Source organism: Mesorhizobium sp. B2-3-15 (assembly GCF_006442875.1).
Classification (GTDB): domain Bacteria; phylum Pseudomonadota; class Alphaproteobacteria; order Rhizobiales; family Rhizobiaceae; genus Mesorhizobium; species Mesorhizobium australicum.
Genome location: NZ_VFVO01000006.1, coordinates 307,770 through 327,535, shown reverse-complemented (window position 1 = coordinate 327,535; position 19,766 = coordinate 307,770). Strand labels below are relative to the sequence as shown.

The window sequence follows — 19,766 nt, the reverse complement described above, 5'->3', positions numbered from 1 at the left end:
TGTTCTCCTTGCCTTCCCATTGTTTGTCGTGGAGCTTTTGGTCACTTGGCGCGTCTGCGCGCGATCAGGAATGATACCGAGACGAAGAGGATCGAGACCAACAGCAGGATGGTGGAGATGGCATTGATCTCCGGCGTCATCGGCCGCCTGATCTGGTTCCAGATGTAGAGAGGTAAGGTCGTCTGGCCGGGGCCGGCGACGAGCTGCGTGATGGTGAAATCGTCGAAGGAGACGATAAAGGCGAGCGCCGCACCCGACATTATACCGGGAACAAGCAAGGGAAGTGTTATGCGCCGGAACGCATGCCAGGGCGTGGCGTAGAGATCGGCCGCGGCGGATTCGAGCGTCAGGTCCATGTCCTCGAGACGTGCCCGGATCGGCATGTAGGCGAAGGGGATGCAGAACACGGTATGGGCGAGGATCAGATTGCCGATGCCGAAATTCAGGCCGAAGGCCCCGGCGATCAGGGCGAAGAAGGACAATGTCGCCACCGCGGTTATGATCTCGGGAACCATCAGCGGCAGGTTTATGACCATGAAGGCGGCCGGAAGGCCACGCCACGGCTTCACCCGGGTCATGCCGATCGCCGCCAGCGTGGCGCAGATCGTCGAAACGATCGTCGCGCTCACCGAGATGATCAGCGTGTTCTCGGCGGCGTTGTGAAATTCCTCATTGAGCAGTGCGGTGCCGTACCAAGTCAGGCCGACGCCCTCCCAATGGGTGACAAGCGAACCCGTGTTGAACGAAAAGATCATCAGGATCAGGATCGGCACGTAAAGCACGCCAACGCATATGATGGCGATCGTGCGGAACCCCGGCTGATCCTTGATATCTACGTTGCGGGGATCAGCCATGCTGCACCTTCCCCGACGTGTTGCGAACGTAGAAGTACAGCGCCACGAGCACCGCGGCCATCAGGATCAGCGCTTGCGCGCAGCCGAGCGGCCAGTTGCGTCCCGAGCCGAATTGCTGGGCGATGAGATCCCCTATCATCAGATGGATGCCGCCACCAAGGATCAGCGGCGTGACGTAGGCGCCGAGTGCCGGGATGAAGACGAGCAGGCAGCCGGCGATGATGCCGGGCAACGACAGCGGGATGATCACGCGCCACAACACTTTGCGACGGGTGGCGTAAAGGTCATAGCCGGCCTCAACCAGCCGGAAATCCATTTTTTCCAGGCTTGAATAAAGCGGCAGGATCATGAACGGCAGAAAGGAATAGAGCAGGCCGAGTTGGATAGCGAAATTAGTATAGAGCATCGTGATCGGCTTATCGATCACACCCAACGCCATCAGCGCATTGTTGACCAGTCCTTCGTCGCGGATGATGAACATGATCGCCAGCGTACGCACCAAAAGGTTCGACCAGAACGGAATAGTGATCAAAAGCACCCACCAGTTGCGCTGCGCCGGCGGCCGTGTCGCCATGAAGTAGGCGGTTGGAAAGCCAAGCAGCAGGCAGATGACCGTCGTCACCACGGCGAACAGGAACGAGCGCAGGTAGATGATCAGGAAGTCCGGCGTGAACTGCAGCGTGTCATCGAAAATATCGCGCTGGAACAGGAAGTTCAGATAGGCGTCGGTCGAGAACTGCCATTGCACGCCGCCATAGGGCGCTGCCTGGAGAAACGAATAAACGCATATGATGATGAGCGGCAGCACGCCGAAAATGCCGATGATGATCAGCGCCGGCACGGAGAGCAATCGGTTGCGCCGTGCCGAGGCCTTGGCGGCACCTGCTTCGAACAAGGCGGCTTTTGAGAGTGCGGCTGCCATCAGTCCCTCAACACCTGTGCGGCGTCGTTGCCAATGGCAATGCCGACCTTGTCGCCCTGCTCGAAACCGCAGCCTGCGCTACGGGTGTTCTGCTGGCGGACCGTGAAGGCCTCGCCACTGTCGAGGCGGACCTGAATGTGCGTATCAGTGCCGAAATAGACGATGTTTTCGACCGTTCCGGAAAGATCACCCTTGGTCGTTGTCAGCTTGGCATGTTCGGGCCGCACCACCACGGTGGCGTTGTCCTTGGGCTGGAAGCCTTCCGCCACCGTGGCATTTATCATCGCCCCGGATTTGAGCGTCGCGCGGGCCTTTCCATCGCTGACGCCAGAGATGGAGGCGGTCAAGAAATTGGTCTCGCCGATGAAGTCGGCAACGAAACGTTCGGCCGGCTTGTCGTAGATGTCCCAGGGCGAACCCACCTGCAGGATCTTGCCCGACGACATCACGGCGATACGGTCCGACATGGTCAGCGCTTCTTCCTGGTCATGGGTGACGAAGATGAAGGTGATGCCGGTCTCGTGCTGCAGCCGCTTCAGTTCGATCTGCATCTCCTTGCGCAGCTTGTAGTCGAGCGCCGACAAGGGTTCGTCGAGCAACAGCACCTTCGGCTGCGGTGCGAGCGCCCGCGCGAGCGCTACGCGCTGCTGCTGGCCGCCGGAGATCTGGCTGGTGCGGCGATTGCTCAGCGCTTCCATCTTGACCAGCTTCAGCATCTGGGCGACGCGCGCCTTGATCTGATCCTTTGGCTTGCCCAGCATTTCCAGGCCGAAGCCGATGTTCTCGGCCACCGTCATGTGCGGGAACAGCGCGTAGGACTGGAAGACGGTGTTGACCGGGCGCTTGAACGGCGGCAAGGGCGCGATGTCCTGGCCGTAGAGCAGGATTTCGCCGGCTGTTGGAAAATCGAATCCGGCGATCAGCCGCAAAAGAGTGGTCTTGCCGCAGCCGGACGGCCCAAGCAGCGTGAAAAACTCGTTCTCGCGAATGGAAACCGAGACCTTGTCGAGGGCAGCGACCTGCCCCTCACCCGATCCGAAAATTTTGCTGACGTTTACTACTTCAATCGCATTCCGATCCGGTTTGTCCGGCACGATTACGCCTCACTGTTGACCCCGCTCTTGCTGGCGGAGCTGTTCCCCTGTTGGATGTGACCACACGCCCGGTATGTTGGCAAGCCCGGCATTGACTCACAGTTCAGTGTACTCTTGGGGTAGCAAGCCCCATGCCACAGTCAGGCTTGGTAGGTGATTTTGCCGCCACAGATGGTCGTCACCGGCCGCACCGTATGCAACGCTTCCGGCGCAGTCCTCTCGATATCGGCCGACAAAACGACCAGATCCGCCAGATAACCCGGCTTCAGCACGCCTTTGCGGTGTTCCATGAATTCGCTGTAGGCGCCCTCGACCGTATAGCCGGCAAGCGCTTCATGCAGCGAGAAACTCTGGTCCGCCAAGCCCTCTGCCCAAGGCTTTCGCATCACCGCCGCTTGGATGCCCAGGATCGGATCAACCGGCGAGACCGGCCAGTCGGAAGCGAACACGACGCGGGCGCCAGCATCCTTCAGCGTGCGCCAGGCATAGCTCAGCGGCCACCTTTCGCGACCGATGCGCGAAATCGTCGGCTCCAGCGGAAAGTTCATGGCGCCGGGCGGATGCGGCGGTTGCATCGAAGCGATGACGCCAAGTTCGGCGAACCGCGGTACATCCGTCGGGGTGATGACTTCGATATGCTCGACGCGGTGACGGCTGTCCCGCTTGCCGTTGTTCTCCCGCGCCGCCTGATAGCCGTCCAGCACCGCGCGGACTGCGCCGTCACCGATCGAATGAACGGCGATCTGCAGGCCTCTGCGGTCGGCCTCCACTGCCACCTCGGCGAAGTGCTCGGGCGTGAACAATGGCTCGCCGCGCCAGCCGGGACGGTCGGCGTAGTCGTCGACCATCACGGCAGTCCAAGAATCGAGCACACCGTCGTAAAACACCTTGACCATGCCCGAGGAGAGCCATTCGGAGTTATAGGTCGCGGCCATACCCGACGCTTTTTCAAGCATGCCCAGTGTCATGAAGTTCTTGAAATGGAACGGGATTTTTGTACGGCATATAAGCCGCCCTTCCGCCTCCAGGCCGGCAAGCAATTCAAGCTGGTAGAGGTTGCCATCCATGTTCTGGATCGACGTGATGCCATGCCTGGCGCACCATTCGAGACCGCGATGCATCAGATCGCGGTCGGCAGCCAATTCCTCGGCCGAAGGATAAGGCTCCGGCTCCGTGCCAGTCAGGCCAAGCCGCGTGCGGTTCTGGCCAAAGAATTCCAGAATCGGACCAAATGCCTCACCTTCGCGCAATTCGCCCGAGGCCAGTCCGTCGGCGCCCATGACGATTTCGTTGCCCGGCCCCAATTGGCGGCCATGCAGAAGCCCTGCCTGCTCCAGCGCCTTGGTGTTCGCCCACATCGTGTGATGGTCGGAAGCCGACATGGCGAAGGGGCGGTCGGGAATGATGCGGTCGAGATGATGCCGCGTAACCGGCTCGGGAAGGACCGCATAGTCGACGCCGGCGCCGATCAGAAGCTTGGCATTGGGCCGCGTCGCGGCAAAGAGCTGGATAGCATCGCGCAAGGCATCGAAGCCATGCACGCCAGCCAGGTGCAGATTGTCGAGTTCAGCCGCGCCGCCGAACAGATGCATATGGGCCTCGATGAAACCCGGGATCACCGAACCGCCCTCGGCGTCGATGACCTTTGTACCCGTTCCCCTGAACTCTTCGATTGCAGCACGGCTGCCAATGGCGATGATGGCGCCGTCCTTGACGGCAACGGCCTCGGCGGCGGGATTGTCACCGTCCATGGTCAGCACACGACCGTTGATGACAATCAGATCCGCACCATCACCCGCATCCGTGACCGACATCGCAACTCCGCGCTTTTGACGACTGAATGAGACGGGCAAAACTCCGCGTCCAACGACCCGCCACACCACGGAGCGGCGCTATCGGACAATGATGCCAGTACGCTGTCTTCGAAATTTCCCTTGTTATCCCAAGAGACAGCGTGGATAAAGAATGCGACTGATTATTCGCGTTTGTCAACATGCCGGATTTAGAATGTATTGTGGACAGCACGCCCCGCTTGTGTTGGGACCAGGCGGGGAACGAGGGCATCAAGCAGTGAAGCGCAGTCTCGACCGCAAAACCAGGATAGCGCTCGAGCCGCGCAAGCAGCCGCGGCAACAACGGTCCAGCAAGGTGGTCGACAGGATCCTCGACGCGGCGCTGATCCTGACGCGTGAGCAAGGAACCAGGACACCGACGACGCTCGCCATCGCGCAGCGCGCGGGCCTGTCGGTCGGTTCGGTCTACCAGTACTTTCCCAACAAGGAAGCCATTCTTCTGGATCTCGCCCGGCGCTGGCTGTCATCCTTTCCCGAGGTGATCGCGAGGCGCATCAAGGTCGCCCCGCCCACCAACCGCGAAGAATTTCGGCGGGAAGTGCGCAAGCTGTTCATCGACACGTCCAAGCTCTACCTCGAAAACGCCACCCTGATGCCGGTGATCGAGGCCATTTCAGGCAATGCCGACCTGCGGCCGATCCAGAACGAATATGACGACCAGATCATCGCCCTCTATGCTGCATGGCTGCAGCATGTGAACCCCGCACTCGAAGGCAAGATCGCCAGCCGGCTCGGCGTGCTGATGATGGAGGTCGGGCACGTCTGCCGGCTCGTTGGGCTGAAGAAGGACCGCAGGACATTCGACCTCATCGAGGACGATGTGGAAACCATGTGGCTCGCCTTGGTGAGCCCCTACCTCAACCTTGACTGACCGGTTTCAAATGCAATTCCAGACGGAAAACCGTTTCACACTTTTCCTGGAATTGCCGTAGCTTCGCACTTCGAGAGGAATTTCATGAAGACTGTCTATTCGCCGCTTCACGCCGGTCATGCCGGGCAGATGGAACTGATCACCTCAGCCATCGTGCCCGGCTTCGAAAAGCCCTCGCGGGCGGAGTTCATCAAGGCGCGGGTCGAAAGCGAGAAGCTCGGACCGATCATTGCCCCGGTCGAGCACGACCTCGCCGCCGCCAAGCGCGTCCACCGGGCCGACTACATCGACTTCCTGCCGACCGTCTGGCCGCAATGGATCGCCGAGGGCCATGCGGGCACGGCGATGCCCTTCACCTGGCCGACGCGCGGACTGCGCGGCGACGTGCCGCCCAAGCGCATCGACGCCCTGCTCGGCTACTATTCCTTCGACGGCGGCGCCACCTTCGTCGAGGGCACCTGGGCCGCGATCAAATCGTCCTTTGACGTCGCCCTGACCGCCGCCGGCCTGGTCAAGGACGGCGAGAGGTCGGCCTTCGCGCTCTGCCGTCCGCCCGGCCACCATGCCGGGGCCGGCTTCATGGGCGGCTATTGCTACATCAACAACGCGGCCGTCGCCGCGCAATGGTTCCGCGACCAGGGCGCCAAGCGTGTCTCGATCCTCGATGTCGACTATCACCACGGCAACGGCACGCAGGAGATCTTCTATGACCGCGCCGACGTACAGGTTCTCAACCTGCACGGTGATCCCATGGTCGAGTACCCGTTCTTCCTCGGCCATGCCGATGAGCGTGGCGCGGGGGCCGGCGAAGGCTTCAACATCAACTACCCCATGCCCTTCGGCACCGGCTGGGATGCCTGGAACGTGTCGCTGGAGGATGCCTGCGCCAGGCTCGCCGCCTACGCTCCCGACATCGTCGTCGTCTCGCTCGGCGTCGACACTTTCGAAAAGGACCCGATCAGCCAGTTCAAGCTGAAAAGCCTGGATTATCCGAAGATCGGCCAGCGCATCGCCAAGCTCGGCCTGCCGACGCTGTTCGTCCAGGAAGGCGGCTATGCCGTCGAGGAGATCGGTATCAATGCCGTCGGCGTGCTGACCGGGTTCGAGGATCGGTAGAGCGGTCGTCCAGAAAGCGCAGCGCCTGCGGGGAGGACGGACAAAGGAAGGGTGGCGGCAGCCGCCCTTTTTTGTATCCTGAGGCGCCGCGTAAGCCATCGCAAAAATCATGGCCGGCCTGCGCGGCTCGATTTCCGTGCCCAGGAAATGCAAAGAAATTGGCCGCTGAGTCGCAAGCCGAGTCCACCGGATTCGATTTTGTCAAATCGCGTTTGATGTCGGATTCATCTGCGGGTAGATTAGACCCGAATCAGCCGGTCCTCGGGGGGCGCGGCGACCACCCAAAGTCTCACGTTCCGGAATTTTTCCGGCGCCAGACGCGGATGTCTCGCGTTCCCTGAATGGATTCCGTCTGGTTGGGCGCGGCCCCGCGCCTCGTGTGTGTCTCGTAAAAGTAACGCGTTTTCGGGTTCGGCGGCTGGCACTCCAGCAGCCGGGCATCAGAATTGATTCCGACCAAAAAGCAGCAGATGAGCAGTCCCGCCGCGCCTCTTCAATCCGACACATTGGGCTCGCGCCTGACGTCGCGCGGTGATCTCACCTCCTTCTTCATGGAGCTGACCGCCGAGATCGGCGCCGACAGCTACATGCTGGTCGCCATCGTCCATGACCAGGACCGCAACGATGCACGTATCGTGTCTTCGAACTGGATCTTCGACGCCATCGAGTTGATCGGCAAGCGGCTGATCGCCGGCCTTGCACAAGGCCCGCTCACCGCCGCACCCGGTATCCGTCCGACGCCGCTGGTGGCGGCCCAGGCGCCGGATGCCGGCGGGCTGGTCTCGGGCGAAGAGGCTCGGCTCCTCGACGTGCTCGGCCATGCCGAGGTCTATTCACTGCGGCTGAATGTCGGCCGTCAGCGCCTGTTCGCGTTGTTCTCGGCGGCCGCCGCCGGCCGGATCGACCAGCCGGCGCTGATGAAGGCGCAGCTGAAATGCTGCTACGCGCTTTCGCACATCCCGCAGTTGATCGCCGCCGCGGCGATGCAGGATCCGCTGTCGGACCGCGAGCGCGAATGCTTGTTCTGGGTCTCGGAAGGCAAGACCACCGACGAGGTGGCGGTGATCCTTGGCGTCTCCTCCAACACCGTCAACAGCTACATCACCCACGCCATCCAGAAATTCGCGGCCTCGAACCGTGCGATGGCCATCGCCACGGCGATCAGGAGTGGCATCATTTGAAACACGCCGACATCAAGGAGGCCGCGGAGGCCCTTTTCAACGAGCAGCGCAGCCCGTTCGGTGCCTTCTCGCTGGGATCCGACACACATCACGCCGTCACCATTCCCGATGCGGTGCGCCGCTGCCGCTGGATCTCAGTCGACATCAATGCCTCGGCCTTCGGCCTGTACTTCGTCAGCCCGTCGCCGGAGCGCGCGCGGCTGGTCCCGTGCTTTGATTCAGATTATCCAGGCGTCGCGGTGGCCACCAAGTTCATTTCAGGCGCCAATGGCGAGGACATCGTTCGCCATAGCCGGATTTCGACCGAGCCGCGCTGGTGGACGGATGATGGCGTGGCGGCCATGGCCGACATGTTCGGCAATCTCGCCTGGACCGGACAGATGGCGCCGCTGACACCCGGGTCGAGCGGCATTGCCTTCCCCGTCCATGCCGATCGCGGTCAATGCGGTCTTGTCGTCTTCCTGGGATCGGAGATCGCGCTGGCGCAGGATGCGCTCTACGAAATTCACGCTCGCTGCTTCTCGCTGTTCGCCGCCGTCGCGCGGATGCGTCCGGGAGACGTCGGCAGAATGCGCTCGATCTCCAAGCGCGAGCTCGAATGCCTGAAGCTGACCGCCAACGGCAACACCAGCGAGGAGATCGCGCGGCTCCTGAAACTGTCGGTGCACACCGCCAACCAGTACCTCACCCAGTCGACCCAAAAGCTCAATGCGGTCAACCGCAACCAAGCGGTCGCCAAGGCGTTGCGGCTGGGGCTTATCGAGTAGCCGCTCTCGGCTGAAGGAAGCGCTTTAGAACGCCAGCGGTTCGACCTTGCGGATGCGGGCCTGTTCGATCACCGCCTCCAGCAGCGCCGTGTTGTGCCCGGGGTCTTCGCCCGGCTTTTCAAACGACACGTAATTGACCAGGACCGTGCTGCCGGTCTCGCTCAGCGTCAGCTGGAAATAGACGGTCACGCCTGGCGGCCTGAGTTCCAGATCGAGCACGATGCGCGGGCTGCCGCTCCAGTCGACATGCGCCTCGCCGCCATGACCGAGCCTAAGCGTACCCGGCATGAAGAACAGCTCCGCCGCTGAATCGACCAGATCCGACAGGCAGGCGAAATGCTCCAGCCGGATGAAGGCGATATAGTCGGCGACGTCGATCAGCCTGAGCTCCACCACCACCTGTTCGATGGCGCTGGCGACGATGATCTCGCGGGATTTTGCGTGCGGTTGCCGGTTCATGAAATCTGTCTGCGCTCAGCCTTTTTCGAGTAGACGATCCGCACCAGTTCGGCGACGGCCTGGTAGAATTGTGACGGGATCACATTATCGACCGAAACTTGCTTGTACATGGAGCGGGCGAGCGCCACGTCCTCGAAGATCGGGATGTTATGCTCCTTGGCGATTTCACGGATTTTCAGCGCCACCAGATCCTGCCCTTTCGCTACGACCAGCGGCGCCGAATCTTCGTCGCGCACATATTTCAGCGCGATCGAGAAATGGGTCGGGTTGGCGATAACGAGCGTCGCGCGCGGCACCGCGGTCATCATCCGCTTGCGCGCCCGGTCGCGCGCCAACGAGCGCAGGCGCGACTTGACGATCGGGTCGCCTTCGGACTGCTTGAACTCGTCCTTGACCTCCTGCTTGCTCATGCGCAGGTCCTGCTTCCAGTGAAAGCGCGACCAGACGATGTCGATCGCCGCGATCAGTCCCATGACGAAGACGATCGCCACCAGTATGTCGACGGCGATGCCACGGATGACGAGGCCGAAAGCGACGGGATTGGTGATCATCCCGGCAAGCAGCTTGCGGTGGTCCTCCGACAGCGTGAAGGTGAGCACGGTGATGGCGAAACCGACCTTTGCGAGCGATTTCAAAAACTCGACCCACCCCTGGGCGCCGAACATCCGGTTCCAGCCCTTGGCGATCGATATGCGCGACATCTGCGGCCTGATCCGCTCGCCGACGAATTTCGGCATGTTCTGCAGCACGGAGGCGCCGATGCCGGCAACCGTCAGCAGCACCAGCAGGCTCACGACGGCGCGACCCACTTCGAACAAGACCTGCTTGTAAAGCGCGATGACATCGGTCTCGGTGTCCATCGGCCAAGCCTCGGGCTTCTCCAGGAACATCGACAGGAACGTGCTGAGGTCGACGACGGCGTCCTTGGCATAGAAAACTGTGAACACCAGTATGGCGACGAACGAGGCGAGGAGCGCCGTTTCCCTCGAATGGGGCAGCTTGCCCTGTTCGATGGTATCGCGGATCTTCTTTTCCGTCGCCTCTTCGGTTTTCGAGTCCTTGTCGGTGGCGTCGGACATGCCTTAGGCGGCGTTCTGCGTCGAGGGAAGTTCGAAGGCCCCTTCGCGCGACAGGCGGATGGTGGTCGTCACGATCGTCTTGCGCGCAGCCATGATGTCGGCGGCCGGGACACCCTCCGAGCCTTGCCCGAGTTCGGCCTCGATCATGCGTCGCGAGCGCGCGCCGATCGCCGACAGCACCGCCTCGGCCAGTGCCGCCGACGTGCCGCGCAGCGCCAGCGTGACAAGCTCGGTCGACAGCCCGTCGAACAAAAGCACGCGCGCCTTCTGGGTGAGCAGCGGCAGGTCGTCGAAAGCGAACAGCCGGGCACGGACACCGTCGAGGTCGGGCGTGCCGGCGGCTTCGAGATCCTGCATGACCTCCTCAAGCAGGGGCTTTTCCAGCTCGTTGAGCACGCTGGCGACGCGCGCCTGCCCGGCCGAAGTGTCCTTGGTGGAGGTATCCGACAGCACGCTGGAGCGCAGCCGGTTCTCGACGATCCTGGTGGCGGCGGCCGGAACGTTGGCCATCGTCACCATGCGCTTGATGATCTCGCCGCGCATCGGCTTCGTCAGTGTCAAAAGCACACTCGCCGCCGCCTGCGGCGCCAGTTTCGACAGCACCATGGCCGCCGTCTGCGGGTGTTCGCCCGCCAGGAAGGCGCCCAGCCGCGAGGGTTCGAGCTTTTCGAGATCGGGCCAGATCGGCGGCGGCCCTTCAGGCGCGACCTCGAATTTCTTGTCGCCCATGATGGCGCTCATCTCTTCGGGCGAGAGAGACTCGTTGAGAATGGTGTCCATCCTGTCGGCGGAATCGAGCAGGCCGGCGCCCTCGGTGAACTCGGCCTCGAATTCGGCGACGATGCGCTCGAGATCGCTCTGCGGAATGGTCCTGAGCAGCCGCGCGCCCTCGATCAGCGCCTTCAGCTCTTCCTGCTTGAAGAATTTCAACAGGCGGCTGGCGGACGGTTTGCCCATCGCCACCAATATGGCGGCCGCCTTCTGCGCGCGCGTCAGGGTCGTCAGCGGCGTCGTCATGCCTTTCGCCTCCGCCGCCACCGGCGAGCTCCGCGATCCATGTCTAGGCGCCCTTCGTGCCGGCGATGATTTCGGTCAGCCTGATGCCAAAGCGCGAAGGGTCGCTTTCGAGCACGGTGATCTCGCCGCGCGCGATCTTGCGGCCGTTCACCACGACATCGACCGGCTCGCCGATGCGGCGATTGAGCGCGACCGTCGACCCCTTCTGCAGCGCCATCAGATCGGCAACCGCCATCTCGGTGCTGCCGAGGATGATCTGGACATCGACGGGGATGTTCATGATGACGCTTGAATTGGCCCCCGCGGCGGCCCGGAACGCCGCATCGGGGCGCTGTTCTTCTTCGTGCAGGACCCCGCGCAATTCCTCGATGGCGCGATCGAGCTGCTCGTCCGGCTGGTCGAGCTCTGCTTCTACCTTGGTCTTGGCCATGCGTCGTCTCCAAAGCTCAGGCGCGCCCGGCACCAGCCGGCATGAGCCCATCGATGAAATCCTGCCCGGCATCGAAAGGATGCCTGATTCGGACGGTGTAATTCTGCCCCAGTTTGCCGAACTCGCATACGAACAGCGTCTGGCCGCGCGCGCCGAGGCGAGCCCGCGATTGCGCCGTTTCTTCGAAGTCGATGACCTGGCCCACTTCGAGGTTGGCGAGGTCGCCCAGCGTCAGCCGCGCCAGCGGCATGGTGGCCTCGAGCGCTACGGTCGAGCGCATCACCTCTTCCGAAAAGCGTGCCCGCCAACTGGTTCCATGATCGTCCTCGCTGATGCTGGCCGTGGCATCGCGGCCCGCCAGCACGATGCGCTGCGGCATCGTCACGGTAATCGAGCCGCTGTCGACCGGCGTCGAGATGCCAAGGACGATGCGGATCGCGGCACCGTCGCGCAACACGTGCCGCCTGGCCTCGATTCCCGACATGGCGCGCGGTGCGGGCAGCCGCAGTTCGAGCGAGCGCCGCCCCGATCCGTTCAGCGCCTGCGCTACTTCCTGGAGCACCATGGTCGAGACATCGGCCTCGATCGACGACAGCTCGCGCTCGATCGGCGACACCGGCATATCCGGGTCGCCGCCGAACAGGGTGGAGACCATGATCGCGATTGCGGGAGCATCCATGACGAGTGTCATCGCGTCCGAGGACGCCGGCGAGCCGACGACGGTCATCGCGAAATTGTCGCCGGCGCGCGAGCGCGCCTCCGGGACGCGGCTGACCTCGACGGCCTTGAGGTCGACAATTACGGGAATGCCGAGCTCGCCCGAGAGTCCCTTCTGCAGCAGCGGCACGGCGCGTTCGGCCATGGCACGGCCGGCGTCGACGACCTGATCGGTCTCACCGCTGTCGCCGACCAGACGCTCGATGATCAACGAACGCGCCTGCGAGGGGCTGCCCGGACTCGTCATGACAGTTTTGGCACCGATCTGTCGCGCATCGCTCAGGCAGCCTTCTTCTCGGCGCTGCCGGTGTTCATGGTGCTCTGCTCGACCGCGTCGATGGTCGGCCGTTCATAGGAGGAGATGGTCTTGCGGCCGAACTCGATCGCCACCTGCGGCAGCGCACCGTTCATGTAGGCGAGCAGCGTCTGCTTGACGATGATGTAGAGGCGGTTCTTCTTCTCGCGCACCGTCTTGATCTTGGTGGCGACAGGTCCGACCACCGCATAGGACAGGAAGATGCCGAGAAAGGTGCCGACCAGCGCCGCGCCGATCAGGCCGCCGAGGATTTCCGGCGACTGGTCAAGCGCCCCCATCGCCTTGACCACGCCGAGCACGGCGGCGACGATGCCGAGCGCCGGCAGGCCGTCGCCGACCGCGACCAGTGCGTGATAGGCCTTCATCTTGTCGGATTTGATGGTCTGGATTTCCTCGTCCATCAGCGCCTCGATCTCGTGTGAGCGGGCATTGCCGATGATGATGATGCGGCAGTAGTCGCAGATGAAATTCATCAAATCGTGGTTCTTGAGCACGGTCGGAAAGGCCTGGAAGATCGCCGACTCCTCCGGATTGTCGATATGCGCCTCGACCTCGCTGCGCGACTTGGAGCGCAACTCGCGCATCAGGCTGTGCAGCACGCCGAGCGTTTCCAGATAGTCCTGCTCCTTCGGCACCGCCTGCTTGAAGGCTTCCAGAATGCCCTTGCCGGTATCCTTGACAGTCTTCATCGGATTGGCGACCAGGAAGGTGCCGAGTGCGGCGCCGCAGATGACCACGGCTTCCCATGGCTGCACCAGCACGTGCAGATGCCCGCCCATGGCCATGAAGCCGCCAAGGACGCAGCCAAGCGTCACCACAAGTCCAATCAGAATGCCCACGACCGGTCCTTCCGCATTTCACGTCGGACAAGGGATAGTCCCCGTGCCTTGTGTGAGGCTTGAATCCGAGCCGCCATGGCACGAAAGTTGGCGATTCAGTTTCGCGCAAGGAAGTGAGCTTATTGTGCTGGCATAGCTTCGGCCGGAGGCGCGTCCTTGCTCAGTACCTATACCAGCTACCAGTTGATCACCAAAGACATCAACAAGTCGATCGACCGCATCGAGCAACAGCCGACAGTCGACCGCGATACCCAATATTATCTCGCCAACATCACCAAGGTGAAATCGATCGACGATTTCGTCAAAAATGACCGGCTGTTCAAATACGCCATGAAGGCCTACGGCCTGGAGAACATGGACTACGCCAAGGCGTTCATGGTGAAGGCACTCAAGGAAGGCGTCTCCGATCCCAACAGTTTTGCCAACAAACTGACCGACAAGCGCTACGCCGCGTTCGTCAGCGCCTTCAATTTCGCCGCCAACGGCCCCAATGCGACGATCTACAACAAGGCGCAGCAACTGGTGACCAGCAACTATGCGCTGCAAGTCCAGATCGGCGCCTCGGAGGCAGGACTGTCCTACTACCAGAGTGAAACCGCCTACTACGTCACCAACATCTCCAAGGTGAAGTCGATCGACGACCTGATGGGCAACAGCCGCCTGCTGACATACGCGATGGCCGCATTCGGCCTCGATGCCGAGACCGAACCGGCGGCAACCGTCAGGGCCATGCTCGAAGGTGGCGTCAGCGACCCCAACAGTCCCGCCAACAAACTGACCGACAAGAGCTACGCCAACTTTGTCTCGGCCTTCGACTTCGCCCAGTATGGCGATCAGACAACCACGCGCGATGCTGCCCAGCAGGCGGTGCCGAAAGGCTATGTGGCCGGAACCGGACTGAAATTGGTCGAACCGAGCGCCCAGTATATCAAGGGCGAGGCGGACTATTACGCGGCAAACATCTCCAAGGTGAAGTCGATCGACGATCTCATGGCGGACGAGCGCCTGCTCACCTTCGCCATGGCTTCCTACGGATTGGATGCGTCGACCGAAAAGCCGCTGCAGATCAGCACGATGCTGGCGGGCGGCGTCAGCGATCCCAACAGCCCGGCAAACAAGCTGACGGACAAACGCTACGCCAACTTCGTCACGGCGTTCAACTTTGCCCAATATGGCGATCAGACAACGTCGCGCGACGAGGTGCTGAAAGACACGCCGAAGATCTACACCACGGGGTCGGCGCTTGGCCTGATCCCGCCGAACGCGGACTCCATAAAATCGGAGACCGCATACTACCTTGCCAACGTCACGAACGTGAAATCCATCGACGACCTGATGGCCAACAGCCGGTTGTACAACTATGCGCTCTCGGCTTACGGACTCGATCCGGCGACGGAAAGCAAGGATCTCATCCGCAGCGTGCTGACCGGGGGCATTCGCGACGCCGACAGCGTCGCCAACAAGATGACGAACAAGGCTTATGCCGGGCTCGCCGCCGCTTTCAACTTCGAGCAGTACGGCGAAGCAGCCACCACCATCAATCCGGCGCAGCAGCCGACCGTCGACAACTACATGCGCCAGACTCTCGAGGAGGACGCCGGCAAGACCAATGAGGGCGTGCGGCTGGCGCTCTATTTCAACCGCAAAGCATCAACCATCACCAGCTGGTACGACGTGCTGGCCGACACGGCGCTTGCCAGCGTGGTGCGCACCGCGCTGGGGCTGCCCGATTCTTTCGCCACCGCCGACATCGACAAGCAGGCGCAATTGTTCGGGCAGAAGCTCGACATCTCGGATTTCACCGACCCGGTGAAACTGAACAAGTTCCTGACCCGCTTCACCAGCATGTACGAGATCAACAATCCGACCTCGACGGCGGTGACGTCGGTCAGCGTGCTCTTTGCCAAACCGGTCACATCGGGCATCTCCACCGACCTGATGATGGCCATGCAGAAACTGAAGTTCTGATCATGCGAGACAGTCTCTACGTTGCCCTCTCCGCGCAGATAGCCCTCGAGCGCCGGCTCGACACGATCGCCGACAACGTCGCCAACGCCAGCACCGTCGGCTTTCGCGCCACCGGCGTGAAGTTCGAGGACGTGGTGTCTGGCGCAGGGCAGAAGTCGGTTTCGTTCGCCTCCTCCGGCAAGACCTTTATGTCGGGGGCTCACGGCGCCATGACGGAGACCGGCAACCCGTTCGATTTCGCCATCCAGGGCGACGCCTGGTTCGCCATCGACACGCCAGTTGGCACCGTCATGACCCGCGACGGCCGTTTCTCGATGAACGAGAATGGCGAGCTGATGTCGGTCGAGGGCCATCCGGTGCTCGACGCCGGCGGGGCGCCGATCCAGCTCGACCCCCGCAACGGTCCGCCCAAGGCCGGCGCCGACGGCTCGCTGCGCCAGAACGAACAGCTCGTCGGCTCGATCGGCCTCTACAATTTCGACCCGGGCGAGAATTTCGTGCGCTACGGCAATTCCGGCATTGTGCCCGCACGCACGCCCGAACCGGTCACCGACCGCTCCGACATCGGCGTCGCCCAGGGTTTCCTCGAGGAATCCAACGTCAATCCCGTGCTGGAAATGACCCGGCTGATCATGGTCCAGCGCGCCTTCGAGAACACTGCCGCGCTGATGCGGCAGACCGATTCCTCCGCCGAGGAGGCGATAAAGACGCTCGGCTCGAAGTCGTAGCATGTCGTCAGAGCAGCCAGCCCTCCGCGCACCCGAAAGACAGCTCCAGCCGGCGCCGCTGGATCGGCTTGCCGCTTTGGAGCGGATTATCAGGCGCTTTGGCGACAGCGACGGGCTGGTCAAGCGCGGCGGGCTCGTCACCGAAGTCACATCAACGCACTACAAGGTGCGCGGCCTTTCCGATTTCACCAGGCTGGGTGACATTGTCGAGCAGCGCGGTCAGTCCGGCTCGCGCCGCGGCGAGATCGTCAAAATCAGCCGCGACGAGGTTGTGATCGCCCCCTTCGAACGCAGCGCCGACGCCGGCATCGGCGATGCCGTGTTCCGCAGGGGTCCGCTCGCGGTGGCGCCGCATGCCTCGTGGCGCGGCCGCGCCATCGACGCGCTCACCCGGGCAATCGACGGTGGTCCGCCCTTGGTCAGGGGCGACGACATGTCGGCGGCCGCCGCGACACCCGGCGCCATGGCGCGGCAGCGCGTCGGTACCGCCTTCATGACCGGCGTCAAGGTCATCGACATCTTCACGCCACTCTGCTTCGGCCAGCGCATGGGCGTCTTCGCCGGATCGGGCGTCGGCAAGTCGACGCTGCTTGCCATGCTCGCCGGCGCCGACGCGTTCGACACCGTCGTCGTGGCGCTGATCGGCGAACGCGGCCGCGAGGTCCGCGAATTCCTCGAGGATACGATCGGCGACAGCATGGCCAAGACCGTGGCCGTCGTCGCCACCAGCGACGAGAGCGCCATGATGCGCCGGCGCGCGCCAGACACCGCCATGCGCGTCGCCGAGCATTTTCGCGACCAGGGCCACCGTGTGCTGCTGGTGCTGGATTCGATCACCCGCTTCGCTCACGCCCTGCGCGAGGTGGCGACGGGAACCGGCGAGCCGCCGGTTGCCCGCGGCTATCCCGCCTCGGTCTTCACCGAACTGCCCAAGCTGCTCGAGCGCGCCGGGCCTGGAACCGAAGGCCCAGGATTGGAAGGCAAGGGATCGATCACGGCCATCATTTCCGTGCTGGTCGACGGCGATGATCACAACGATCCGGTCGCCGATTCGGTGCGCGGCATCCTCGACGGCCATGTCGTGCTCGACCGCGCGATCGCCGAACAGGGCCGCTATCCGCCCGTCAATCCGCTGTCGTCCATCTCGCGACTGGCCGGCAAGGCCTGGAGTGTCGAACAGCGAGCCCTGGTGACGCGGCTGAAGTCGATGATCTCCCGCTTCGAGGACACGCGCGACATCCGGCTGCTCGGCGCCTATCAGGGCGGCGTCGACGCTGAACTCGATATGGCCGTACGCCAGGTGCCCGTCATCTATGAGGCGCTGACGCAATCGCCCAGGGACCGCCCGTCCGCCGATCCGTTCTCCGATCTTGCCCGCCATCTCAAGGGAAAGCAGAATGCCGAACCAGGAGACTGAACGCCAGTACACCGAGCGCCTCCTGAACGAGATGATCGCCGAAGCGAACGCCGCGGAGCAGGCTCGAGCGGAGGAGGCCAGGGTCGCCAGGGCAAACGCCGCCGCCGCCATGGCTGCCCGGACCGCGGTTGTTCTGGCCAAGGCCGTCAAATCGGCTCTCCCCAGATCCGAGCCTTTGCCGGCCCGGACTGCCGAGCCCCCTGTGAATTCCCTTCCCCGCGTCGAGGCTGCCGATATGGCTCAAGCCAGTCGCGAATCGCTGATCGATGGCCTGTTTGCCGCCAGCGAATGGCCGCAGCCGCCAAAGCCGCAATTCCCCAGACTGGGCAAGAAGAAGGCGGACCGTCGCAGCGACGTCGTCATCGCCGCGCTCGGCATCACGCTCGGCCTGACCTGCGCCCTGTTTCCCTGGTACATCTTCTTCAACCAGGACCAGTTCGGCGTGCAGGCGATCAAGTTCGGCGGCACCGGTACCAATTCGGGACGTGCGGGAGGTGGCGTGGTCGCCGAGCGCAGCGCGCCGCTGACCGCCAGGGACGTTCCCAACGCCGATGTAGATCTGCTTGCCACCGGCACGGTGCAGGACGATTCCAAAACGCAGCCGCCCGGCGAGCAACCCTTCCCCGCCGACATCGCGAAGTTCCGCATGGTCCATGTCGCCAATGGCCGCGCCATGATCGAGGACGACACCGGCCTGTGGATGGTCCAGCGCGGTTCGACGCTGCCGGATTCCAGCAAGGTATCGGCGATCGAGCAGCGCAACGGCAAATGGGTCATGCTCACCAGCGCCAACCAGGTGATCGAGCTTTCCAGATAAGCCGTCACGGTTTTGTGCCGAGGATGATTTCAGGTCGGATCGTCCTGAAATCATCCGTCTCCATTTCGAGGGATGGAGCATAATGTCGTCCGAAAACCGCTTCACCGTTTTCGCCTTCACGTTCTAGCGACCGATCGCAAGGTCCGCGCAAGACTGGCGTCCTAGTCTTTGGGCACATGCCCGGAGATTCCCATGGAGCCTGTTTCCCTTTTCGATCTCGCCGCCAAGCAAGCGCAGTGGCTGTCGGTACGTCAGTCGGCGGTCGCCGGCAACATCGCCAATGCCAACACGCCGGGCTACACGGCAAACGATGTCGAGCCGTTCGAGAAGGTGCTCGACCGCACCGCGGTGTCGCTCCAGATCACCGAGCCCGGCCATCTCGGCACTGCGGCGACCAATGCCGGCTTCTCCATCAAGCCGCAGGAAGACGACGGCGTGGTCATGCCCTCCAAGAACACGGTCGTGCTTGAAGACCAGCTTCTCAAGGCCGGCGAGGTGCGCCGCTCCTTCGAACTCAACACGGCCATCGTCAAGGCATTCCACTCAATGATGATGATGGCGGTGAAGAGCTGACCATGGACGCACTGACCGCAGCCCTCAAAGTCGCAGCATCAGGCCTCGGCGCTCAGTCCGAGCGCCTGCGCGTGGTTTCGGAGAACCTCGCCAACGCCCAGTCGACAGGAACCACGCCGGGCGCCGACCCGTATCGCCGCAAGACCATCAGCTTCGTCTCCGAACTCGACCGGGCCTCCGGCAGCTCGACGGTGGAGGTGAATTCGATCGACCGCGACCCGAGCAATTTTCCCGTCGAATTCCAGCCCGGCAACGAGGCCGCCGACGACAAGGGCTACGTCAAGATGCCCAATGTGAACGTGCTGATCGAGATGGCCGACATGACCGAGGCCAACCGCTCCTACGAGGCCAACCTGCAAGTCGTGAAGCAGGCGCGTGATCTCATTTCAATGACCATCGACCTGATGAGGAACCAATGATCGTCAACGGCATCGGCGCGCTTAACCTGAAGCCTGGGCTGGGCGATACAGCCACCGATCTGCTGCAGGGTAGCGTTGCGCCGGCGGCATCGGGCAACCTTGGCACCTCCTTCGCCGAAGCGGTGAGCCAGGCTGCCTCCAAGACCGTCAGCACCATGCAGAATGCCGAGCAGGTGTCGATGCAGGCGCTCAAGGGCGACGCCGACACCCGCCAGGTGGTCGATGCCGTGATGAGCGCCCAGCAGGCGTTGCAGACCGCCGTCGCCATTCGCGACAAGGTGGTCTCGGCCTATCTCGAAGTCAGTCGCATGGGCATCTGAGGAGCAGGC

Annotated in this window: 21 protein-coding genes; 11 read left to right on the top strand and 10 right to left on the bottom strand. The window is 62.7% G+C overall.

Going from position 1 to position 19,766, the window contains the following annotated elements; genetic code table 11:
* Nucleotides 1-41 precede the first annotated feature (41 nt).
* The 4 genes from FJ954_RS15180 to FJ954_RS15165 form a co-directional block, all read right to left on the bottom strand.
* Nucleotides 42-854 carry an ABC transporter permease gene (locus tag FJ954_RS15180; RefSeq protein WP_140661826.1) on the bottom strand — a complete coding sequence of 271 codons (813 nt, stop codon included), beginning with the start codon at nt 852-854 and terminating at the stop codon, nt 42-44.
* Complete coding sequence (locus FJ954_RS15175; RefSeq protein WP_246671855.1) at nt 847-1,776, bottom strand: ABC transporter permease; 930 nt, start codon at nt 1,774-1,776, stop codon at nt 847-849. The genes FJ954_RS15180 and FJ954_RS15175 overlap by 8 nt, the downstream gene beginning before the upstream one ends.
* Nucleotides 1,776-2,870: an ABC transporter ATP-binding protein gene (locus tag FJ954_RS15170; RefSeq protein WP_140661825.1), complete on the bottom strand. Its 1,095-nt coding sequence runs from the start codon at nt 2,868-2,870 to the stop codon at nt 1,776-1,778. Before FJ954_RS15170 ends, FJ954_RS15175 begins: the two co-directional genes overlap by 1 nt.
* Before the next feature lie 140 nt (nt 2,871-3,010).
* Nucleotides 3,011-4,684 (bottom strand): amidohydrolase, encoded by a 1,674-nt coding sequence (locus FJ954_RS15165; protein WP_140661824.1) that lies wholly within the window; start codon nt 4,682-4,684, stop codon nt 3,011-3,013.
* A gap of 256 nt (nt 4,685-4,940) precedes the next feature.
* On the opposite strand from FJ954_RS15165, the gene FJ954_RS15160 reads away from it, so the two are divergent.
* The 4 genes from FJ954_RS15160 to FJ954_RS15145 all read left to right on the top strand — a co-directional run bounded on the left by FJ954_RS15160 (nt 4,941) and on the right by FJ954_RS15145 (nt 8,658).
* Nucleotides 4,941-5,594, top strand: coding sequence for a TetR/AcrR family transcriptional regulator (locus FJ954_RS15160; RefSeq protein ID WP_015315929.1), 654 nt, complete (start codon nt 4,941-4,943; stop codon nt 5,592-5,594).
* An 84-nt stretch (nt 5,595-5,678) separates the two neighbouring features.
* Nucleotides 5,679-6,710 (top strand): histone deacetylase family protein, encoded by a 1,032-nt coding sequence (locus FJ954_RS15155; protein WP_140661823.1) that lies wholly within the window; start codon nt 5,679-5,681, stop codon nt 6,708-6,710.
* 470 nt (nt 6,711-7,180) lie between these two features.
* Complete coding sequence (locus FJ954_RS15150) at nt 7,181-7,891, top strand: helix-turn-helix transcriptional regulator (protein WP_041163672.1); 711 nt, start codon at nt 7,181-7,183, stop codon at nt 7,889-7,891.
* Complete coding sequence (locus tag FJ954_RS15145; RefSeq protein ID WP_140661822.1) at nt 7,888-8,658, top strand: helix-turn-helix transcriptional regulator; 771 nt, start codon at nt 7,888-7,890, stop codon at nt 8,656-8,658. The genes FJ954_RS15150 and FJ954_RS15145 overlap by 4 nt, the downstream gene beginning before the upstream one ends.
* A 24-nt stretch (nt 8,659-8,682) precedes the next feature.
* Here the strand turns inward: FJ954_RS15145 and FJ954_RS15140 are convergent, their stop codons facing one another.
* Genes FJ954_RS15140 through motA form a run of 6 tightly spaced genes read right to left on the bottom strand, consistent with a single transcriptional unit; the run spans nt 8,683 to nt 13,515 of the window.
* Nucleotides 8,683-9,117: a hypothetical protein gene (locus FJ954_RS15140; protein WP_015315925.1), complete on the bottom strand. Its 435-nt coding sequence runs from the start codon at nt 9,115-9,117 to the stop codon at nt 8,683-8,685.
* The gene (gene flhB / locus FJ954_RS15135) at nt 9,114-10,196 is read right to left on the bottom strand and encodes a flagellar biosynthesis protein FlhB (protein ID WP_140661821.1); all 1,083 of its coding nucleotides are present in this window, start codon (nt 10,194-10,196) and stop codon (nt 9,114-9,116) included. Before flhB ends, FJ954_RS15140 begins: the two co-directional genes overlap by 4 nt.
* A 3-nt stretch (nt 10,197-10,199) precedes the next feature.
* Nucleotides 10,200-11,213, bottom strand: coding sequence for a flagellar motor switch protein FliG (locus tag FJ954_RS15130; RefSeq protein ID WP_015315923.1), 1,014 nt, complete (start codon nt 11,211-11,213; stop codon nt 10,200-10,202).
* A 43-nt stretch (nt 11,214-11,256) separates the two neighbouring features.
* On the bottom strand, nt 11,257-11,643 hold the full coding sequence (gene fliN, locus FJ954_RS15125; RefSeq protein ID WP_015315922.1) for a flagellar motor switch protein FliN: 387 nt from the start codon (nt 11,641-11,643) through the stop codon (nt 11,257-11,259).
* A gap of 16 nt (nt 11,644-11,659) precedes the next feature.
* Complete coding sequence (locus FJ954_RS15120; RefSeq protein ID WP_140619462.1) at nt 11,660-12,607, bottom strand: FliM/FliN family flagellar motor switch protein; 948 nt, start codon at nt 12,605-12,607, stop codon at nt 11,660-11,662.
* A gap of 32 nt (nt 12,608-12,639) precedes the next feature.
* Entirely contained in the window at nt 12,640-13,515 is an 876-nt protein-coding gene (gene motA, locus FJ954_RS15115; RefSeq protein WP_015315920.1) for a flagellar motor stator protein MotA, read from the bottom strand.
* Between the two features lie 156 nt (nt 13,516-13,671).
* Here motA and FJ954_RS15110 point away from each other — a divergent pair, with 156 nt between their 5' ends.
* The 7 genes from FJ954_RS15110 to FJ954_RS15080 all read left to right on the top strand — a co-directional run bounded on the left by FJ954_RS15110 (nt 13,672) and on the right by FJ954_RS15080 (nt 19,757).
* On the top strand, nt 13,672-15,483 hold the full coding sequence (locus FJ954_RS15110; protein ID WP_140661820.1) for a DUF1217 domain-containing protein: 1,812 nt from the start codon (nt 13,672-13,674) through the stop codon (nt 15,481-15,483).
* 2 nt (nt 15,484-15,485) lie between these two features.
* On the top strand, nt 15,486-16,211 hold the full coding sequence (flgF, locus tag FJ954_RS15105; RefSeq protein WP_140661819.1) for a flagellar basal-body rod protein FlgF: 726 nt from the start codon (nt 15,486-15,488) through the stop codon (nt 16,209-16,211).
* A gap of 1 nt (nt 16,212) precedes the next feature.
* Nucleotides 16,213-17,628 carry a flagellar protein export ATPase FliI gene (fliI, locus tag FJ954_RS15100; protein WP_015315917.1) on the top strand — a complete coding sequence of 472 codons (1,416 nt, stop codon included), beginning with the start codon at nt 16,213-16,215 and terminating at the stop codon, nt 17,626-17,628.
* Nucleotides 17,609-18,445 (top strand): hypothetical protein, encoded by an 837-nt coding sequence (locus tag FJ954_RS15095; protein ID WP_140661818.1) that lies wholly within the window; start codon nt 17,609-17,611, stop codon nt 18,443-18,445. The genes fliI and FJ954_RS15095 overlap by 20 nt, the downstream gene beginning before the upstream one ends.
* Nucleotides 18,446-18,637: 192 nt before the next feature.
* On the top strand, nt 18,638-19,018 hold the full coding sequence (gene flgB / locus FJ954_RS15090) for a flagellar basal body rod protein FlgB (protein WP_015315915.1): 381 nt from the start codon (nt 18,638-18,640) through the stop codon (nt 19,016-19,018).
* 2 nt (nt 19,019-19,020) lie between these two features.
* Nucleotides 19,021-19,437 (top strand): flagellar basal body rod protein FlgC, encoded by a 417-nt coding sequence (flgC, locus tag FJ954_RS15085; protein ID WP_015315914.1) that lies wholly within the window; start codon nt 19,021-19,023, stop codon nt 19,435-19,437.
* Nucleotides 19,434-19,757, top strand: coding sequence for a flagellar hook-basal body complex protein FliE (locus tag FJ954_RS15080; RefSeq protein WP_181177822.1), 324 nt, complete (start codon nt 19,434-19,436; stop codon nt 19,755-19,757). Before flgC ends, FJ954_RS15080 begins: the two co-directional genes overlap by 4 nt.
* The last annotated feature ends 9 nt before the right edge of the window (nt 19,758-19,766 follow it).

Excerpts from the sequence above, each read along its gene's own strand:
- FJ954_RS15180 (WP_140661826.1), bottom strand. The coding sequence starts at position 854 with ATGGCTGATCCCCGCAACGTAGATATCAAGGATCAGCCGGGGTTCCGC.
- FJ954_RS15175 (WP_246671855.1), bottom strand. The coding sequence starts at position 1,776 with ATGGCAGCCGCACTCTCAAAAGCCGCCTTGTTCGAAGCAGGTGCCGCC.
- FJ954_RS15165 (WP_140661824.1), bottom strand. The coding sequence starts at position 4,684 with ATGTCGGTCACGGATGCGGGTGATGGTGCGGATCTGATTGTCATCAAC.
- FJ954_RS15155 (WP_140661823.1), top strand. The coding sequence starts at position 5,679 with ATGAAGACTGTCTATTCGCCGCTTCACGCCGGTCATGCCGGGCAGATG.
- FJ954_RS15150 (WP_041163672.1), top strand. The coding sequence starts at position 7,181 with ATGAGCAGTCCCGCCGCGCCTCTTCAATCCGACACATTGGGCTCGCGC.
- FJ954_RS15140 (WP_015315925.1), bottom strand. The coding sequence starts at position 9,117 with ATGAACCGGCAACCGCACGCAAAATCCCGCGAGATCATCGTCGCCAGC.
- flhB (WP_140661821.1), bottom strand. The coding sequence starts at position 10,196 with ATGTCCGACGCCACCGACAAGGACTCGAAAACCGAAGAGGCGACGGAA.
- FJ954_RS15130 (WP_015315923.1), bottom strand. The coding sequence starts at position 11,213 with ATGACGACGCCGCTGACGACCCTGACGCGCGCGCAGAAGGCGGCCGCC.
- fliN (WP_015315922.1), bottom strand. The coding sequence starts at position 11,643 with ATGGCCAAGACCAAGGTAGAAGCAGAGCTCGACCAGCCGGACGAGCAG.
- FJ954_RS15120 (WP_140619462.1), bottom strand. The coding sequence starts at position 12,607 with ATGACGAGTCCGGGCAGCCCCTCGCAGGCGCGTTCGTTGATCATCGAG.
- flgF (WP_140661819.1), top strand. The coding sequence starts at position 15,486 with ATGCGAGACAGTCTCTACGTTGCCCTCTCCGCGCAGATAGCCCTCGAG.
- fliI (WP_015315917.1), top strand. The coding sequence starts at position 16,213 with ATGTCGTCAGAGCAGCCAGCCCTCCGCGCACCCGAAAGACAGCTCCAG.
- FJ954_RS15095 (WP_140661818.1), top strand. The coding sequence starts at position 17,609 with ATGCCGAACCAGGAGACTGAACGCCAGTACACCGAGCGCCTCCTGAAC.
- flgB (WP_015315915.1), top strand. The coding sequence starts at position 18,638 with ATGGAGCCTGTTTCCCTTTTCGATCTCGCCGCCAAGCAAGCGCAGTGG.
- flgC (WP_015315914.1), top strand. The coding sequence starts at position 19,021 with ATGGACGCACTGACCGCAGCCCTCAAAGTCGCAGCATCAGGCCTCGGC.
- FJ954_RS15080 (WP_181177822.1), top strand. The coding sequence starts at position 19,434 with ATGATCGTCAACGGCATCGGCGCGCTTAACCTGAAGCCTGGGCTGGGC.